The 16,952-nt window shown below is 64.8% G+C and carries 15 protein-coding genes and 1 pseudogene; 13 read left to right on the forward strand and 3 right to left on the reverse strand.

Features of this window, described 5'->3' with window-relative positions; all coding sequences use genetic code 11:
• From AC0L23_RS25450 to AC0L23_RS25460, 3 genes are all read left to right on the forward strand, one after another.
• Positions 1 to 513: polysaccharide biosynthesis protein (locus AC0L23_RS25450; protein ID WP_473357479.1), on the forward strand; the 513-nt coding region annotated here is incomplete at its 5' end.
• 2 nt (positions 514 to 515) lie between these two features.
• Complete coding sequence (locus tag AC0L23_RS25455; protein WP_473357480.1) at positions 516 to 1,736, forward strand: glycosyltransferase family 4 protein; 1,221 nt, start codon at positions 516 to 518, stop codon at positions 1,734 to 1,736.
• Positions 1,733 to 2,680: an NAD-dependent epimerase/dehydratase family protein gene (locus AC0L23_RS25460; RefSeq protein ID WP_085348811.1), complete on the forward strand. Its 948-nt coding sequence runs from the start codon at positions 1,733 to 1,735 to the stop codon at positions 2,678 to 2,680. Before AC0L23_RS25455 ends, AC0L23_RS25460 begins: the two co-directional genes overlap by 4 nt.
• Here AC0L23_RS25460 and AC0L23_RS25465 read toward each other — a convergent pair.
• Positions 2,668 to 3,687 carry an MraY family glycosyltransferase gene (locus AC0L23_RS25465; RefSeq protein ID WP_473357481.1) on the reverse strand — a complete coding sequence of 340 codons (1,020 nt, stop codon included), beginning with the start codon at positions 3,685 to 3,687 and terminating at the stop codon, positions 2,668 to 2,670. The genes AC0L23_RS25460 and AC0L23_RS25465 overlap by 13 nt on opposite strands.
• Positions 3,684 to 4,643: a lysylphosphatidylglycerol synthase transmembrane domain-containing protein gene (locus AC0L23_RS25470; RefSeq protein ID WP_473357482.1), complete on the reverse strand. Its 960-nt coding sequence runs from the start codon at positions 4,641 to 4,643 to the stop codon at positions 3,684 to 3,686. Before AC0L23_RS25470 ends, AC0L23_RS25465 begins: the two co-directional genes overlap by 4 nt.
• A 223-nt stretch (positions 4,644 to 4,866) precedes the next feature.
• Here AC0L23_RS25470 and AC0L23_RS25475 point away from each other — a divergent pair.
• From AC0L23_RS25475 to AC0L23_RS25520, 10 genes and pseudogenes are all read left to right on the forward strand, one after another.
• Positions 4,867 to 5,136, forward strand: a pseudogene (locus tag AC0L23_RS25475) (UDP-glucuronate 5-epimerase); the annotation flags it as partial.
• Between the two features lie 7 nt (positions 5,137 to 5,143).
• Positions 5,144 to 6,556 carry a mannose-1-phosphate guanylyltransferase/mannose-6-phosphate isomerase gene (locus AC0L23_RS25480; RefSeq protein ID WP_473357483.1) on the forward strand — a complete coding sequence of 471 codons (1,413 nt, stop codon included), beginning with the start codon at positions 5,144 to 5,146 and terminating at the stop codon, positions 6,554 to 6,556.
• 184 nt (positions 6,557 to 6,740) lie between these two features.
• On the forward strand, positions 6,741 to 7,745 hold the full coding sequence (locus AC0L23_RS25485) for a Gfo/Idh/MocA family protein (protein ID WP_026233387.1): 1,005 nt from the start codon (positions 6,741 to 6,743) through the stop codon (positions 7,743 to 7,745).
• A 39-nt stretch (positions 7,746 to 7,784) separates the two neighbouring features.
• Positions 7,785 to 8,936, forward strand: a complete 1,152-nt coding sequence (locus AC0L23_RS25490) for a DegT/DnrJ/EryC1/StrS family aminotransferase (RefSeq protein ID WP_162496466.1) — start codon at positions 7,785 to 7,787, stop codon at positions 8,934 to 8,936.
• Between the two features lie 43 nt (positions 8,937 to 8,979).
• Positions 8,980 to 10,506, forward strand: coding sequence for a murein biosynthesis integral membrane protein MurJ (gene murJ / locus AC0L23_RS25495; protein ID WP_473334336.1), 1,527 nt, complete (start codon positions 8,980 to 8,982; stop codon positions 10,504 to 10,506).
• A gap of 163 nt (positions 10,507 to 10,669) precedes the next feature.
• A complete protein-coding gene (locus tag AC0L23_RS25500; RefSeq protein ID WP_085348818.1) occupies positions 10,670 to 11,086 on the forward strand; it encodes an SRPBCC family protein in 417 nt (138 codons plus the stop codon).
• A 305-nt stretch (positions 11,087 to 11,391) separates the two neighbouring features.
• Complete coding sequence (locus AC0L23_RS25505; RefSeq protein WP_473357511.1) at positions 11,392 to 11,649, forward strand: DUF1127 domain-containing protein; 258 nt, start codon at positions 11,392 to 11,394, stop codon at positions 11,647 to 11,649.
• 278 nt (positions 11,650 to 11,927) lie between these two features.
• Positions 11,928 to 14,237 (forward strand): xanthine dehydrogenase family protein molybdopterin-binding subunit, encoded by a 2,310-nt coding sequence (locus AC0L23_RS25510; protein WP_473357484.1) that lies wholly within the window; start codon positions 11,928 to 11,930, stop codon positions 14,235 to 14,237.
• A gap of 88 nt (positions 14,238 to 14,325) precedes the next feature.
• Positions 14,326 to 14,772 (forward strand): c-type cytochrome, encoded by a 447-nt coding sequence (locus AC0L23_RS25515; RefSeq protein ID WP_473334333.1) that lies wholly within the window; start codon positions 14,326 to 14,328, stop codon positions 14,770 to 14,772.
• 289 nt (positions 14,773 to 15,061) lie between these two features.
• Positions 15,062 to 16,357: a cystathionine gamma-synthase family protein gene (locus AC0L23_RS25520; protein WP_085348820.1), complete on the forward strand. Its 1,296-nt coding sequence runs from the start codon at positions 15,062 to 15,064 to the stop codon at positions 16,355 to 16,357.
• 77 nt (positions 16,358 to 16,434) lie between these two features.
• On the opposite strand, the gene AC0L23_RS25525 is transcribed toward AC0L23_RS25520, so the two are convergent.
• Positions 16,435 to 16,851: a CHRD domain-containing protein gene (locus AC0L23_RS25525; protein WP_007602019.1), complete on the reverse strand. Its 417-nt coding sequence runs from the start codon at positions 16,849 to 16,851 to the stop codon at positions 16,435 to 16,437.
• Between the last annotated feature and the right edge of the window lie 101 nt (positions 16,852 to 16,952).

Consider the following 16,952-nt stretch of genomic DNA (forward strand, 5'->3'; position numbering starts at 1 on the left):
GTGCTGGCGTCGAATGGCTCGGTGGTGCCAAAGTTCAAGGCCCAGATCGATGCCGGCGGTCCCGTGACGGTCACGCACCCCGACATGGTCCGCTACTTCATGACCATCCGCGAGGCCTGCGATCTCGTCATCACGGCGGCAACGCATGCGCTCGGAACGCAGCGCTCGGACGTGTCCGTCTACGTGCTCAACATGGGCCAGCCGGTGAAGATCGTCGATCTCGCCGAGCGCATGATCCGTCTCTCGGGCCTGCAACCCGGCTACGACATCGAAATCGTGTTCACGGGCATGCGGCCCGGCGAACGCCTGCACGAAATCCTGTTCGCCTCCGAGGAGCCGACCCGCGAGATCGGCGTCGCCGGCATCATGGCCGCGCAGCCGAACGAGCCGCCGATGCAGACGCTGCGCAAATGGATTGCGGCGCTGGAGCAGGCGATCGCGCGCGACGATCGGGCCACCATCAGGACCATCCTGAAGGACGCGATTCCGGAATTCGGGTCGACCGCGGCCTGATCATGCAGCCTCGAGGCAAGATCGTCGTGGCGAGCCAGCATTACCCGCCTGATCCGAGCACGACCGCGGCGATCATGGCCGAGATCGCCTGCCGCATCGCCGGGGATCACGAGGTCGTGGTGCTGTCGGGCTCACCGGGCGCGTTGCCGGCCTCGCAGATCGGCCCGGGCAAGCCGCGGGTGGTCGCCGTCAAGAACCGGATAGCGGGCAAGGCGGCGCTGGTGCGGCGCGGCGCCTCCGAGCTGCTGTTCGCGGCGCGCACGTTCCTGGCGTTGACACGGGAGCTGAGGCGAGGTGACGTCGTGCTCACCGTCACCGCACCGTTCATGCTGCCCTACGCGGTCGCGGCGGCGGCAAGGCTGAAGGGCGCGCGCTCGGCTCTGATCATGCACGACCTCTTCCCCGACGTGCTGGTGATGGCGGGCCTGCTGAAGCCCGGTTCGATCGTGACCATGACGATGCGCGCCGCCAACAGCCTGATGTTCCGCGCGCTCAATGCCGTCATCACCATCGGCCGCGATGCGGAACGGCCGCTGCTGAGCTATTCCGGCATGACGCGAAACAAGATCCGCTTCATCCCGAACTGGGCGACGCTCGTGGCCGCACCCCGGCCGGTGGCGGCGGATAATCCGTTCCGCAAAGCGCTCTCGGCGGATTTCGTTGTCGGCCTGTCGGGCAATCTCGGCTTCACCCATGATCCGGAGATCGTGTTCGAGGCGGCGCGCCTTTTGAGGGCCGAGCCTGGCATCCACTTCCTGCTCTCCGGTTGGGGCATCGGCTTCGAGCGGTTGAAGCAGTTGCAGGCTGAAGCGAACTTGCCCAATGTCTCCTTCTTGGGGCGGGTCGAGGATGGCGAGCTCGACGCATTCCTGGCGGCGGCCAATCTCTGGATCATTCCGTACCGGAAGGACGTTGCGGGGGTGTCGGTGCCGAGCCGGTTCTACAATCTTCTGGCCGTCGGCCGTCCCGTGGTGCTGGTCTCCGAACCGGAGGCCGAGGCTGCGTTGACCGTGGTGGAGAACGGGCTAGGCTGGGTCGTGACGCCCGGCCGTGCCGACCAACTGGCCGAGGCGATCCGCGCGGCGTCTCGCTCCGACGCAGTCGCGATGGCGGAGCGCGCGGTCAAGGCGGCGGCGAAGTTCGATCGCGTCACCGCGATGAACGCCTATGCCGGGCTGATCGACGAATTGCTGCGCAACACCGAACTGGCGGAGCGACGATGAACGAGCGCAAGCCAGTCGTGTTGGTGACGGGTGCGAGCGGTTTCGTCGGCCGTCATGTCGTGCCCGCACTTGCGCGCGAGGGGTGGTCGGTCCGCCGCGCGGTGCGCAGATCGGAAGGCATGGACGACGAGGTCGTGATCGAAACGATCGGCCCCGAAACCGACTGGCAGGCCGCGCTTGAAGGCGTCGACGCCGTCGTTCATCTCGCCGCGCGGGTGCATCACAAGCACGAGGAGCATGCGGTCCAGCTCTATCGCAACGTCAACATTGCCGGCACGCTGCACCTGGCGGGTAGCGCGGCGACGGCCGGGGTGCGCCAGTTCATCTTCATCAGCACCGTTCTCGTGCACGGTCGCACCAATGACGGCCGCGCGCCGTTCAGCGAGGACGATGTCCTGACGCCGCGCGGTCTCTACGGCATGTCCAAGGCCGCGGCCGAAGCGGGTTTGAAGACGCTGGCGCGCGACAGCGCCATGAAGATCTCGGTGATCAGGCCGCCGCTGGTCTATGGTGCGGGCGCCAAGGGCAATTTCGCGCTGCTGACGCGTGCAGTGAGCCTCGGGCTGCCGCTGCCCTTTGCCACGATCCGCAATCACCGCGCCTTCCTTGCCGTGCAGAACCTGTCGTCGTTCATCCTGCGCCGGCTCTCTCAGCCAGACCCCGCCAGCAATTTCGAGATCTTCCTGGTGGCCGATATCGAGCAGGTCTCGACGCCCGAGTTCATCGCGGGTCTGGCCAAGGCTGCCGGCAAGAACTCGCGGCTGTTCGGCATGCCGCCCGACCTGCTCGGGACGCTGCTGCGCGTGATGGGCCAGCAGGATACGCATGACAGCCTGATCGGCTCGCTCGAGCTCAACCTTGCCAAGGCGATTGCGACCGGGTGGCAGCCCCAGGTGTCTCTCGAGGAGGGGCTGCGGTTGGCGCTGGCGGCTCAGGACACCTGAGGACGGGAGAACCGCCGCAGCACAACGCCGATCGCGATAGCGCCCGCCAGCAGCGCGATCAACGTGATCGTCATCGAGCCGGCGCGAGCGGTGACGATGGCAAGCCCCGCGAGCACGAGATTGAGCGCGAACACCTCGCCGACCACGCGGGAGACCGTGAAGCCGTGGTCGGTGGCGCGCTGGTAGAAATGCGAGCGATGCGCCGACCAGAATTGCTCGCGTCTTGCGATGCGCCGGAACAGCGTGATGGTGGAATCCACGAGGTAATAGGCCGGCAGCAACAGCGCCGCGGCGGGCTGGCCGCGCCAGGCGAGCTCGAGCAGGCACCAGCCGAGCAAAAGGCCGATCGGCAGGCTGCCGACATCGCCCAGGAAGACTTTTGCGACCGGCTTGTTGAACGGCGCAAAGCCGAGCATGGCGCCGCATAGCGCCGTGGCGATCAGCGCGGCCGGCCACGACAGATCGCCGAGCAGTCCCAGCAGCAGCAGCGCCGCGGTGACCGGCACCACTTCCGCCACCGTCATCAGGTCGAGCCCGTCCATGAAGTTGACGAGGTTCACGAACCACACGCCCGCCAGCAGGATCAGTCCACGCTCCAGGGCGAGCGGCAGCGCCGGCACGATGCGCGCGGTCTCGGGCGTGGTGAACACGACGGCGCCGACGGCTGCGGCCTGCAGCACGAGCCGTACCAGCACCGGCAGCGACTTGATGTCGTCGGCAAATCCGACCACGGCGATCAAGACTGTCGCAGCGATCAGCGCCGGCGGAATCGCGACGTTCGCCCAGACTGCCCAGGCTGATGCGACCAGCAGCGTCGCTGATATCACGGCGATGCCCGCACCCTGCGGGGTCGGGATACGGTGCGAGGACCGCGCGTTGGGCCGCGCCAATGCGTAACGCTGGAGCAGGGGGCGGCTGGTCCAGGTGATGACGCCCGACACCAGCGCGGCGATCGCAACGGCAAGCAGCGAGGGGACGGCGCCCAGCGCATCGATGGCCGCGCTCACTGCGGCACCCCGAGCGGCGCCGATCCCTGCGCGGCTTTCTCGGCGCTGAGGATCCAGACCAGACCGCCGATCGCGCCGACGATGAAGTACACGGCGCCGAACAGCAGCGAGACGTTGACGCCCTCGTTTGCGGCCAGGCCCGCGAAGCCGAACGCGAGGCCCATGGTGGCTTCCCGCACGCCCCAGCCGGCGATCGAGATCGGCATCATCGTGATCAGCATCACCGGCGGCACGAGCATAAAGACGTCGCTGAATCCGACCGGCGCGGCGATCGACTGCACGACGCACCAGGCGACCACGACGGCCAGCACATGCACGGCGAGCGACAGGATCACGACGGCCGGTCCGCGCGAGCGGCTGAAGATCACGCGGTTGGCGATCACGGCACAGGCGTGGATGTGATGCGTGGCCCACCAGGTTTTCAGCCAGTGCCATTTCAGCGCGCCGAAGACCAGAAAGCCGAGGCCACCCGCGAGCGCCGCGAGGTCGACGAGCAGCAGCGCCGAGCGCCCGTGCGGATCAGCGATGAGGCCGTAGCTCCAGGGCAGGCTCGCGACGATCATGATCGCGAGCGCGATCAAACCGATCGCGCGGTCGACGAAGATCGAGTAGGTCGCAGCGCGCCAGCCGGCGCCGGCCCGCGCGACGAGCCACAGCCGGACCGCATCGCCGCCGATCGCCGAGGGCAAGGTCTGGTTGAAGAAGGATCCGATTACGTTGTAACGCATGGCCCGGCCGAGCTCGAGCGGGGCGCCGCATCCGGCGCTGATCTCGCGCCAACGCAACACGCCGACGAAGATTTGCAGGAACGTGACGGCGATCGCCAAGCCGATCCAGAACAGGCTGGTCACGGTGAAGCGCGAAAACAGTTCGGACAGATCGACCTTGCGCAGCGCCAGGTATAGCAGCGCTCCGGAAATCAGGATCTTGGCCGTCGACAGCAGGATTCGGCGCATTTCGCCCGCATGAACAAGGGTTTTGAAGCAACCCGACGCAAGGCGCCGAATTCGGCCGCTTTGGTATGGTTTTGGCGCCGATCTTGCAATAGCGGTGATCAGGAGCCCGCATGCAGGGCGGCCGGCTATTGCGGCCCCGTCGATGCGGAGGCTAAAGAGGCGCCGCGGGCGAAAGATCGAGCGAACGGATCGGGCGAAGCGGTCCTTGGGAACAGGATGAGGGATCACCGCAGATCGTCCGGCTGCCGCAAATGCGCCGTCTAAGGTCTACAATGTCGGCAACCACCGCCCGGAAGAGCTGATGCACGTCGTCGGAGTTCTGGAGCCGGAGCTGGGTCGGACGGCGATCAAAGAATTGCCGCCGAGAGACCTTTTGGAAACGTCCACGGATGTCGAGGATCTGATGCGCGACACGGGCTTTGCACCGTCAACGCCGATCGCGCACGGAATTCGTAATTTTGTCACCTGGTATCGGAACGACCTCAAGGTTTGAAATGACGATGGACAAACGCATTATCCCCCTGATCATGTGCGGCGGTGCCGGAACGCGGCTGTGGCCGGCTTCGCGCGAGGTGCGCCCCAAGCAGTTCCTGCCGCTGTTCGGCACGCGCTCGACCTTCCAGGACACGCTGCTCCGCGTCTCCGAGGCCTCGCTGTTCGATCGCCCGATCGTCATCACCAATGCCTCCTACCGCTTCATGGTGCTGGAGCAGCTCGCGGAAATCGGCATCGAGGCCGACGTGATCCTCGAGCCGATGCGGCGCGATTCCGGTCCTGCGATCGCAGCCGGCGCGGTGTTTGCGCAGAACCGCTCGAGTGAGGCGATCGTGCTCGCGCTCGCCGCCGACCACGTGGTGCAGGACAATGCCGCGTTCGTCGCGGCGTGCCGCCAGGGCCTCATCGCCGCGAGCGCCGGGCGCATCGTCACCTTCGGCGTCAAGCCGGAGCGGCCGGCAACCGAATACGGCTATATCAGCCCGGGCGAGGTCATCTCCGGCGATGTGCACGCGGTCGCGCGCTTTGTCGAGAAGCCGGATGCGGTGAAGGCGGCCGACTATGTCAATTCCGGCTATCTCTGGAACAGCGGCAACTTCATGTTCCCGGCCAGCGTATTGCTGGACGAATACCGCAAGGTCGATGCGGCGAGCGTGGAGGCGATTTCCAATGCCGTGACCAATGCCGGTCGCGATCTCGGCTTCGTGACGCTGGAGCCCGAGGCGTTCGGCGCGGCCAAGGCGATCTCGATCGACTATGCGGTGATGGAGAAGACCGCGCGCGCAGCGGTCGTGCCGGTGTCGTGCGGCTGGTCCGACGTCGGCTCCTGGCACGCGGTGTGGGAATTGTCGGACAAGGACGCGCAAGGCAATGCCGCGCACGGCGCCGCCGTGTTCGAAGATAGCCGCAACTGCAACGTCACCACCGATGCCGCGCTGGTCGCACTCGAAGGCGTTGACGATCTCATCGTGGTGGCGACCGCGGACGCAGTGCTGGTCTCGCGTCAGAAGGATGCCAACGGGCTGAAGCGGCTGGTCACAAAACTCAAGTCGGTCGCACCGAAGGTCACCGAGGAGCACCTCAAGGTGCATCGGCCCTGGGGCAGTTACCAGTCGGTCGACAATGGCGAGCGCCACCAGGTCAAGCGCATCGTGGTGAAGCCGGGCGGGCGTCTGTCGCTGCAGAAGCACCATCATCGCGCCGAGCACTGGATCGTGGTCCGCGGCACCGCCCGCGTCACCGTCAACGAGACCGTCAAAAGTGTGCACGAGAACGAGTCGATCTACATCCCGATGGGCGCGGTGCACCGGATGGAGAATCCCGGTAAAATCATGCTGGAGCTGATCGAGGTCCAGACGGGAAGCTATCTCGGGGAAGACGACATCATCCGGATTGAAGACGACTATCAAAGGTCGTAACCAGCACACTCCGAATCACGCGCCCCGGGCCAAAAGAGTGGTCTCTTCCAGAGGCTTAAGGCCCGGGGAACGTGTAACTTTTTGAATCAAATCGTGTCCGGACCGCTAGCTCCGCATTCGCCACAAATGTGGCGTCCGTGCTAGAAGCGCCCCGGGGATTTGCGTTGAATCGGGGTTTGCTCAAATGAGTTCCACAGGATCTGCACCGGCAAAAGCCGGCTTGCGCGTCGGCGTCATTGGCGCCGGCGTGATGGGCAGCAACCACGCGCGCGTGCTCGCGGGTCTTCCCGGCGTCAGCCTCGTCGGCGTCGTCGATCCTTCGCCGGCACATCGCACGCGGGCGATGGAGCTTGCCAATTGCGCGAGCTTCGAGACGCTCGACCAGCTCTTGGCCGAAGGCGTCGATGCCGTCACCATTGCGGCGCCGACTCATCTGCATCACGAGGTCTCGCTCGCCTGCATCGCCAAGAACATCCACGTGATGGTCGAGAAGCCGATTGCGTCCACGGTCGCGGAAGGCCGCGAGATCGTCACGGCTGCGCAAAAGGCCGGCGTGACGCTGATGGTCGGCCATGTCGAGCGCTTCAATCCAGCCGTTGCCGCCGTCAAGCAGGCGATCGCGGGCGAGGATATTCTGTCGATCGCGATCACGCGCGTCGGCCCATTTCCGCCGCGCATGTCCAATGTCGGCGTCGTCATCGATCTTGCCGTGCACGACATCGATCTGATCCGCTGGTTCACCGAATCCGACATCGTCGAGGTGCAGCCGCAATTGTCGAGTGCGGTTGCCGAGCGCGAGGACATCGCGCTCTTGCAGTTCCGCACCGCCAACGGCGTGCTCGCGCACATCAACACCAACTGGCTGACGCCGTTCAAGGCGCGCAGCGTCACGGTCGCGACCCGCGGCAAATACGTGATGGGCGATCTCCTGACGCGCCAGGTCACCGAATGTTTCGGCTTCAAGCCTGACGGCAGCTATTCGATGCGGCATCTTCCGGTCGGCCATGACGAGCCGCTCCGCGCCGAACTGATCGCGTTCCTCAAGGCCGTGCGCAACGGCGAGACGCCGGCGGTCACCGGCGACGAAGGCGTCGCCAGCCTCGAGATCGCGACGCAGTGCCTGGAAACGCCGTCGCGGCCCGCCGCCAAGTCGTCCGCCCTCAAGGGCCCGCGCCGCGTCGCCGGCTGATCCCATTCCATGTTGACCGATCAAAACCCGCAAGGCGCCATGAACCAGCATCTGCGTTCCGAACCCATTCCCTTCATCGACGTCGCCTCGCAGCGCCGCCGGCTCGGCGACTCGCTCGATGCGGCCGTGAAGCGCGTTCTCGATCATTGTCAGTTTGTCAACGGCCCTGAAGTCGCCGAGCTCGAGAGGCAGCTTGCGGCCTATTGCGGCGCCAAGCACGTCATCGGCTGCGCCAGCGGCACCGATGCGATCCTGATGGTGATGATGGCGAAGAATGTCGGGCCGGGCGACGCCGTGCTGTGTCCGTCCTTCACCTTCATCGCGACGGCTTCGCCCGTGGCCCGGACCGGCGCGACGCCGGTTTATGTCGACGTCGACGAGACCACCTTCAACATGAGCCCGGAATCGCTCAAGCGCGGCATCGCGACGGCCCGAAAAGCCGGCCTCAAGCCGGTCGCGGTGATTCCGGTCGATTTGTTCGGCCAGCCGGCCGATCACGACGCCATCGCGGAGATCGCCAAGGCCGAAGGCCTGTTCGTGCTCGATGACGCAGCCCAAGGCTTTGGCGCGAGCTACAAGGGCCGCAAGCTCGGCACCTTTGGGCTCGCCACCGCGACCAGCTTCTTTCCCGCGAAGCCGCTCGGCTGCTTCGGTGACGGCGGCGCGATCTTCACCGATGACGACGAGCTCGCGGCGACGCTGCGCAGCATCCGCGTGCACGGGCAGGGCGTCGACAAATACGACAACGTCCGCCTCGGCCTGACCGGCCGGCTCGATACCATGCAGGCCGCCATCCTGATCGAGAAGCTGAAGATCTTCGACGACGAGATCGCCGCCCGCAACAAGGTCGCGGAGCGCTACGCGCGCGGTCTCGGTAATGTGGTCACCGTGCCGCGCGTGGCGCCCGGCAATACGTCGGTCTGGGCGCAGTACACGATCCGCCTTCCTGAGGGCACCGACCGCGACGGCTTTGCCGCCGCGCTGAAGGCCCAGGGCGTGCCGACGGCGATCTACTACGGCAAGTCGATGCATCAGCAGACGGCTTACAAGCAGTATCCGGTGGCAGAGGGCGGTCTGCCGGGCTGCGAGAGCCTGTCGCAGGACGTCATCAGCCTGCCGATGCATGCCTATCTGACCGAAGCCGATCAGGAGCGAATCATCGCGGCCGTGCGCGGCGCGCTTTCAACCTGAATTCGCCGTTTTGCTGCGCGAGCTCTTCCTTTAGAAGGGAACGATGCTCGGACGTATCTTCACGGTTGGTGGCTACACGCTGCTCTCGCGGCTGACGGGATTTGCCCGCGACATCATGCTTGCCGCGATTCTCGGTGCCGGCCCCGCGGCCGACGCCTTTTTCGTGGCGCTGCGGCTGCCCAACCATTTCCGTGCGATCTTCGCCGAGGGCGCCTTCAACGCCGCCTGGGTGCCGGCCTATGCGCACGTGCACGGTGAGCGCGGGGAGGGGGCGGCAAGATTGTTCGCCGACCGCATCTTCACGCTGCTGCTGGCCTCGCAGGTGGTGCTGCTGATCGTCGCCTGGGTGTTCATGCCGCAGGCCATGAGCATTTTGGCGCCCGGCTTTTCCGAGGACGCCGAGCAGCGCAAGCTCGCGATCGAGCTGACCCGGATCACCTTTCCCTATCTGCTGCTGATCACGCTGGTGACGCTCTACGGCGGCATGCTCAACGTGATGCAGCGCTTCGCGAGCGCCGCAGCCGCGTCGATCTTCCTCAACATCTCGATGATGATGACGCTGGCGCTCGCCGCATGGTTTCCCGGCGCGGGCCACGCTGCCGCCTGGGGTGTCCTGATCTCGGGTTTTTTGCAGTATTTCCTGCTCGCCGGCGATCTCGCCCGCCATGGCGGCCTGCCGCGCTTTGCGCCGCTCAAGTTCGACGAAGACGTCCGCGCATTCTTTAAAGCACTCGGGCCGGCGACGCTGGGCTCGATGGGCACGCAGCTCGCGCTGTTTGCCGACACCATCATCGCGACTTTCCTGCCGGCGGGCGCGCTGTCGGCGCTGTATTACGCCGACCGTCTCAACCAGCTCCCGATCGGCGTGATCGGCATTGCCATCGGCACGGTGCTGCTGCCGGAGATGTCGCGGCGGATCACGGCCAACGACCAAGACGGTGCGATGAAGGCGCAGCGCCGCGCGTTCGATTTCACGCTGCTGTTCTCGGTGCCGTTCGTCGCCGCCTTCCTCACCGTGCCCGACGCGATCATGCGCGCGCTGTTCGCCCGTGGTGCGTTCTCGAAAGCCGATGCCGCCGCTGCCGGCGCCACGCTCGCGGCCTATGCCGTCGGCCTGATCCCCTTCGTACTGATCCGCAGCGCGGTCGCGACCTTCTACGCGCGCAAGGACACGGCGACGCCGGTGCGGGCGTCGCTGACCGGCATCGCGGTCAACGTCGCCTTGAAAATTGCCTTGATGGGATCGCTGGCCCAGATCGGGCTTGCGCTGGCCACTGCCGTCGGCGTCTGGACCAACCTGCTACTGGTGCTGTTCTTCGCTGTGCGGCGAGGCTTTCTCGTGCCGGACCGCGCCTGGCTGTTGTCGCTCGCCAAATTCCTGCTGACCGGGCTCATCCTGGCCGCCGCCTTCTGGCTCATCGCGCGCTTCAGCAGTCCTTCGTTGGGCTCGATGCACTTCCGGGACGAATTGACGCTGCTTCTGCTGGCCGTCGGAGGTACGATCGTCTATGCGCTCGCCATCCTTGCGCTGTTCGGGCGCCGCTGGCTGGTCTCACTGGTGCGGGGTTAACTTTTTCATATTTTCAACGCATTGACGGCTCGAGCTTGTCGGCACGGGCCAGTCTCGATCGTCCTTGGATGGACACATCTCGGAAGTGCGGCGGATGGACCCTGCACACGTGACGTGATGCCGTCACCTCGAGCCGGCAAAATTCGAACCAGGAGCACTGTTTATGAGGATCACCGTCGAAACCAACGTAGCAGCCCCCATCGATCAGGTCTGGCGCGCTTATACGACGCCTGCCGACATCATGAAGTGGAACGCCGCGTCCGACGACTGGCATACGACCAAGGCGACCGTCGACCTGCGAGAAGGCGGTGTCTTCTCATCGCGCATGGAGGCCAAGGACGGCAGCATGGGCTTTGACTTCGCCGGTACCTACACGAAAATCGTCGAGCACAAGCGTATCGAATACGCGTTCGGCGAGCGAAATGCCGAAGTCGAGTTTGTGCCCGGCCCGAAGGGCATTCTGGTTCGCGTGGTCTTCGATGGCGAATCGACGCACTCGGTCGAGCAGCAGCAAGGCGGTTGGCAGGCAATCCTCGACAACTTCGCACGATACGTAGAAGCGAAGCAGACGAAGTCCTGAGGCGTGTGTAGGGGCAAGAAAGCGCCAGAATAAGGGGCTCGCTTCCAGGGTGCAACCGACCTCCACACACTCTTGATTTTGCGCGATTGCTATGGTAATCGCAGCGCATGATCAAATCAGTGCGCAAACTCAACCGCAACCACATGACCCGCTTCGGCCGGGCCGTGGAAGGAGTCGCGCGCTAGAAATTCGACGACGACATCTTTTCACCAGGCCCCGCCGGCATCGGACGGGGCCTTTTGTTTGGCCACGCTTCCCTGCCGGCACAACAGCAGGAGCGTCCGATGCCACCCCAACAGACGATCATGACATCCGAGACGGAGAGGCTCCCCCTCGAGCTTGCCTCGACGTGGAGCATCCCAGGCTTGCTCGCGCGATACTGGCGTGCGCTCCAGGACTGGCGCTGGCGGCACGGCCCACAAATCGCCTTGCGGGACCTGAGTGACCGGGAGCTGATGGATATCGGCCTGACGCGCGGCGAGATCGACTACATCTCGCCGGAACGGGCTATCGATAGGCTGAGGGATCACGCCAGAGATCTATGGAGCCGCGGGGGGATGTAACTGATGAGCCATCCGAAGCGGAGATGCGCTTTGCGAGCAAGCAGCCGTCAGCACGGCTGCTTGTTCTCAGGCGTGCACTGCGGGCGGGTTCGGCAACTATCATGCCATCAAGCGGACCGTTCCTCACGGCGAAATGACCGAGTTGCGGCGCTCCCGTTCCATCCTGCTCTGACAGGTGAGGGCGCTGGACGGTTTTCGCATGGCTAAACCCGTTTGCCTTGCCAGTTTTTCCACGGCAATATGCCGGCAAAACAACCATGAGAAACGGGACGAGAAAAATGGCGGCTCCCATCAAGTTTGGCGTTGGCCAAAGCGTGTTGCGCAAGGAGGATGACGCGCTCATCCGCGGTAAGGGCCGCTATACCGACGATTATGCGCCGCAGGCCGTGCTTCACGCCCTGATGCTGCGCTCGCCGCATGCGCATGCCAAATACACCATCGATGCGAGCCGCGCCCGCACCCTTCCCGGCGTCGCGCTGATCCTGACCGCCGATGACGTCAAGGATCTCGGCAATCTGCCCTGCCTGTTCAATCTCGAGACCGATCCCTTCACCGGGCCGCCTTACCCGATCCTCGCCAAGGACGAAGTGCGCCATGTCGGCGATTCCATCGCCTTCGTGGTCGCCGAGACCATCGACCAGGCCCGCGACGCGATCGAGGCGATCGAGGTCAAATGGAGCCCGCTGCCGGCGGTGACCGGTGTCGTCAATGCCGTGAAGAAGGGCGCGCCGCAGGTCTGGCCGGACAAGCCCGGCAACGTGCTGTTCGACGTCTCGATCGGTGACAAGAAAGCGACCGAAGCTGCCTTTGCCAAAGCGCATGCGGTGGCCGAGATCTCGATCGTCAATCCGCGCGTGGTGGCGAACTTTTTGGAGACGCGCGCGGCGCTGTGCGAATACGACGCCAAGCGCGACCATCTGACGCTGACGGTCGGCAGCCAGGGCAGCCATCGCCTGCGCGATATCCTCTGCCAGAACGTGCTCAACATTCCGACCGACAAGATGCGGGTGATCTGCCCCGACGTCGGCGGCGGCTTCGGCACCAAGCTGTTTCCCTATCGGGAATACGCCCTGTTGGCAGTTGCCGCGCGAAAGCTGAAGAAGGCGGTGAAATGGGCGGCCGACCGCACCGAGCATTTCATGGGCGACGCGCAGGGCCGCGACAACGTCACCACCGCGAAGATGGCGCTGGCCGAGGACGGCAAGTTCCTCGCGATGGATTGCGACCTGATGGGCGACATGGGCGCGTATCTGTCGACCTTTGGGCCCTATATCCCGCATGGCGGCGCCGGCATGCTGCCGGGCCTCTACGACATCCAGGCGTTCCACTGCCGGGTGCGCACCATCTTCACCAACAGCGTGCCGGTCGATGCCTATCGCGGCGCCGGGCGGCCCGAGGCTGCTTACGTCATCGAACGTCTCGTGGACGCCTGCGCGCGAAAACTCGACATGACGGTGGATGCCATCCGCCGCAAGAATTTCATCCAGCCGAAGGCGCTGCCGTACAAGACCGCGACCGGTAAGGTCTACGATTCCGGCGACTTTGCCGCGCATCTGAAGCGCGCGATGGAGATCGCCGAGTGGAAGGAGTTTGGCAAGCGCGGCAAGGCGGCCAAGAAGAACGGCCTGGTCCGCGGCATCGGACTTGCGAGCTATGTCGAGGTCTGCGGCACCATGGGCGAGGAGACCGCCAATGTGCGGATGGACCCCAATGGCGATATCACCGTCCTGATCGGCACCCAGTCGAGCGGGCAGGGCCATCAGACCGCCTATGCGCAGATCGTTGCCGAGCAGTTCGGCGTGGCGCCCGAGCGCGTGCACGTCCACCAGGGCGACACCGACATGATCGCCACGGGCCTCGGCACCGGCGGCTCGGCTTCGATCCCGTCGGGCGGTGTTAGCGTCGAGCGCGCGACCCGCGAACTCGGGCAGAAGCTGAAGGAAATCGCGGCCCAGGCGCTGGAAGCCAGCGCCGGCGACCTCGAGATCACCGACGGCATCGTGCGCATCGCTGGCACCGACCGCTCGATCTCGTTCGCCGATCTCGCCAAGCGACCCGGCGCGGATCCCTCGAAGCTGAACGCGAGCGCGACCTTCGCCAGCGCCGACGGCACCTATCCCAACGGCACCCATGTCGCGGAGGTCGAGATCGATCCGGCCACCGGCATCATCAAAATCGTGAACTACGTGATCGTTGACGATTTCGGCATGACGCTCAATCCACTGCTGCTGGCCGGCCAGGTCCATGGCGGCGCCATGCAGGGCATCGGCCAGGCGCTGATGGAGCAGGTGGTCTATGGCGCGGGCGACGGCCAGCTCGTCACCGCGACCTTCATGGACTACGCGCTGCCGCGCGCGGCGGACGGCCCGGCCTTCGTGTTCGAGACGGCCAACGTTCCCTGCAAGACCAATCCGCTGGGGGTGAAGGGCGCGGGCGAGGCCGGTGCGATCGGGTCCTGCCCGGCGGTCGTCAACGCCATCGTCGACGGGCTCTGGCGCGAATACAAGATCGACCACATCGACATGCCGGCGACCCCGGAACGGGTGTGGATCGCCATCAACGAGCACCATCGCCGTCACAGCCTGTGACAATCTTCCACGGGAATGAAATCTGCCGAGCGGTGTTGGCCCATTGAGGGGTCAGCACGATCCTGCATCAAGGAAAGGGATTTTGCGAATGAAGCGAGTGTTGGTGGTTGGGGGTGCGCTCCTGCTCGGTATGGGCGCGGTTTGGGCACAACAGGACTCCGTCAAGGAAGTGCAGACTCTCATGAAGGGCAACGGCAAGAACGCCGGCGCAGTGGCGGCCATGGTCAAGGGCGAGAAGCCCTATGATCAGGCCACTGTGGACAGCGCGCTGGCGCAGTTCGAGGACACCGCCAAGAAGCTGCCGCACCTGTTTCCGGCGAGCGCAAAGGGTACGAAGCCCGAGGGCGACTACAGCGCCTCGCCGAAGATCTGGGAGGACAAGGCCGGGTTCGATGCGAAGGTCGCGAGCTTCGCCAAGGTCGTCGGCGAGGCCAAGGGCAAGATCAAGGATCTCGACTCGCTCAAGGCGAATTTCCCCGCGGTCGGCAAGGAATGCGGCGGCTGCCACGAGACGTTTCGTGTGAAGAACGGTTGACGGAAGAAAAAGATTCGTAGCCCGGATTGCGCTTCGCTCCATCCGGGCTACTGGGAATCGGGAAAAAGCGGTTGCGAAAGCAGCCGCTTTTTTCATGTCGGCGCGCAGCGCTGCTGGAAATTCTATCCGCAAGGCCTGACGGATCGCTACCGGAGCAGCTATCTTTGCTCCAGCCGCCGCGGCATTGGCGTGAGCTTTTGACGCTGACGCATCTCGCTCCTGACTGCGTCACGACATCAGGAGTTCCAACCCGCGGCGAGCGCCTCAATCAGCAACAGCGAGACAAGCCATGGTAAAACCGTTCCCGTCTAAGACGCACATCGGCAACCATATGCTGCATCCGGAAACGCTGATGCTGACCTATGGCTATGATCCGCAATTGTCGGAAGGCGCCGTCAAGCCGCCGGTGTTCCTGACCTCGACCTTCGTGTTCAAGACGGCCGAGGACGGGCAGGACTTCTTCGATTTCGTCTCCGGCCGGCGCGAGCCGCCGGAAGGAATGGGCGCGGGCCTGGTCTATTCGCGCTTCAATCACCCCAACAGCGAAATCGTCGAGGACAGGCTCGCGATCTACGAGCGCACCGAGAGCTGTGCGCTGTTCTCATCCGGCATGGCGGCCATCGCGACCACGATCCTGGCGTTCGTCCGCCCCGGCGACGTCATTCTGCACTCCCAGCCGCTTTACGGCGGCACGGAAACGCTGCTGACGAATACGCTTGCGCGTCTGTCGATCGGCGCCGTCGGCTTCGCCGATGGCGTCGATGAAGCGGTGGTCAGCCAAGCCGCGGAGGAGGCCATGCGCAAGGGCCGGATTTCGATGATCCTGATCGAGACCCCGGCCAACCCGACCAACGGGCTGGTCGACATCGCGATGATGCGGCGTGTCGCTGAGAGCATCGGAAAGACCCAAGGACACGTTCCGATCATCGCCTGCGACAATACGCTGCTCGGGCCGGTGTTTCAGCGACCGATCGAGCACGGCGCCGATATTTCCCTGTACTCGCTCACGAAATATGTCGGCGGTCATTCAGATCTGATCGCGGGCGCCGCGCTCGGCGCGAAGGCGGTGGTGAAAGGCATCAAGGCGCTGCGGGGCGCCATCGGCACCCAGCTCGATCCGCATTCCTGCTGGATGATCAACCGCTCGCTCGAGACGCTGAGCCTGCGCATGGAAAAGGCGGATGCGAATGCGCGCCTCGTGGCGGACTATCTGCGCGATCATCCCAAAGTGGCCAAGGTGCACTATCTCGGTCATCACGACGCGGCGTCGCCGGACGGACTTGTGTTTGCGCGGCAATGCTCGGGGGCAGGGTCCACGTTCTCGTTCGACATCGTCGGGGGCAAGGCCGCCGCCATGAAATTCCTCAACGCGCTGCAAATCCTCAAGCTGGCGGTGAGCCTTGGTGGAACGGAGTCGCTTGCGAGCCTGCCTGCCACCATGACCCACTCCGGCGTCCCCGCCGACATCCGCCGGAAGATCGGCGTGCTCGATTCCACGATCCGGCTGTCGATCGGCATCGAGCACCCGTCGGATTTGATCGCCGACCTCGCGCAGGCGCTGAACGCAGCCGAACCTGAGGTGTGACGCCTGCGCCAGCGCTACGCGGAATCGAAAAGGGCGGTTGCGCAAGCAGCCGCCCCTTTTGTTGGTCTGTGCGAAGCTTACTTCGTCACCTGACCACGGATCTCGCCCCCCGGATTGGCCGCGGTGTGGATGTTGACGTAGAGTTTGCCGCCGAGCAGATCGGCGGCCTGCGCGTCGGTCAGCGTCGCCGAGCCCTCGGCCGGGCTGGTCGCAGCGCCTGGGATCGGGATCGCAACGCCGGCGTTCTTGCCGGGCTCGGCAGGTCCGTGGAAATGCGCGGCGGTGGCAGGGCCGGACAGGCCGGAATAGGTGACCTTCCAGGACAGCTTCTTGCTGGCGGCGTCGTAATCCAGATCGGCCGTTCCGGTGCCGCTGCTGGTCGTTGCGGGGACCTCCGACTTGGCGTCGAGCGTTGCTTTCAGCTTTTCCGCGCTGGCCGAACCCGCAAAAGCAACGGCGCCAAGCACTGACATGGCGATGACGATCTTGTTCATGATTTTTCTCCCTGCTGAACCCGTTTGGGCTGCCAAACTTCCAACAGCCGGCATTGCAGTTTATTCCCGTTTCAGGCCGCGGTGGGCTAAATTCTTCGTGG

The organism is Bradyrhizobium sp. MI1.4, assembly GCF_055811315.1.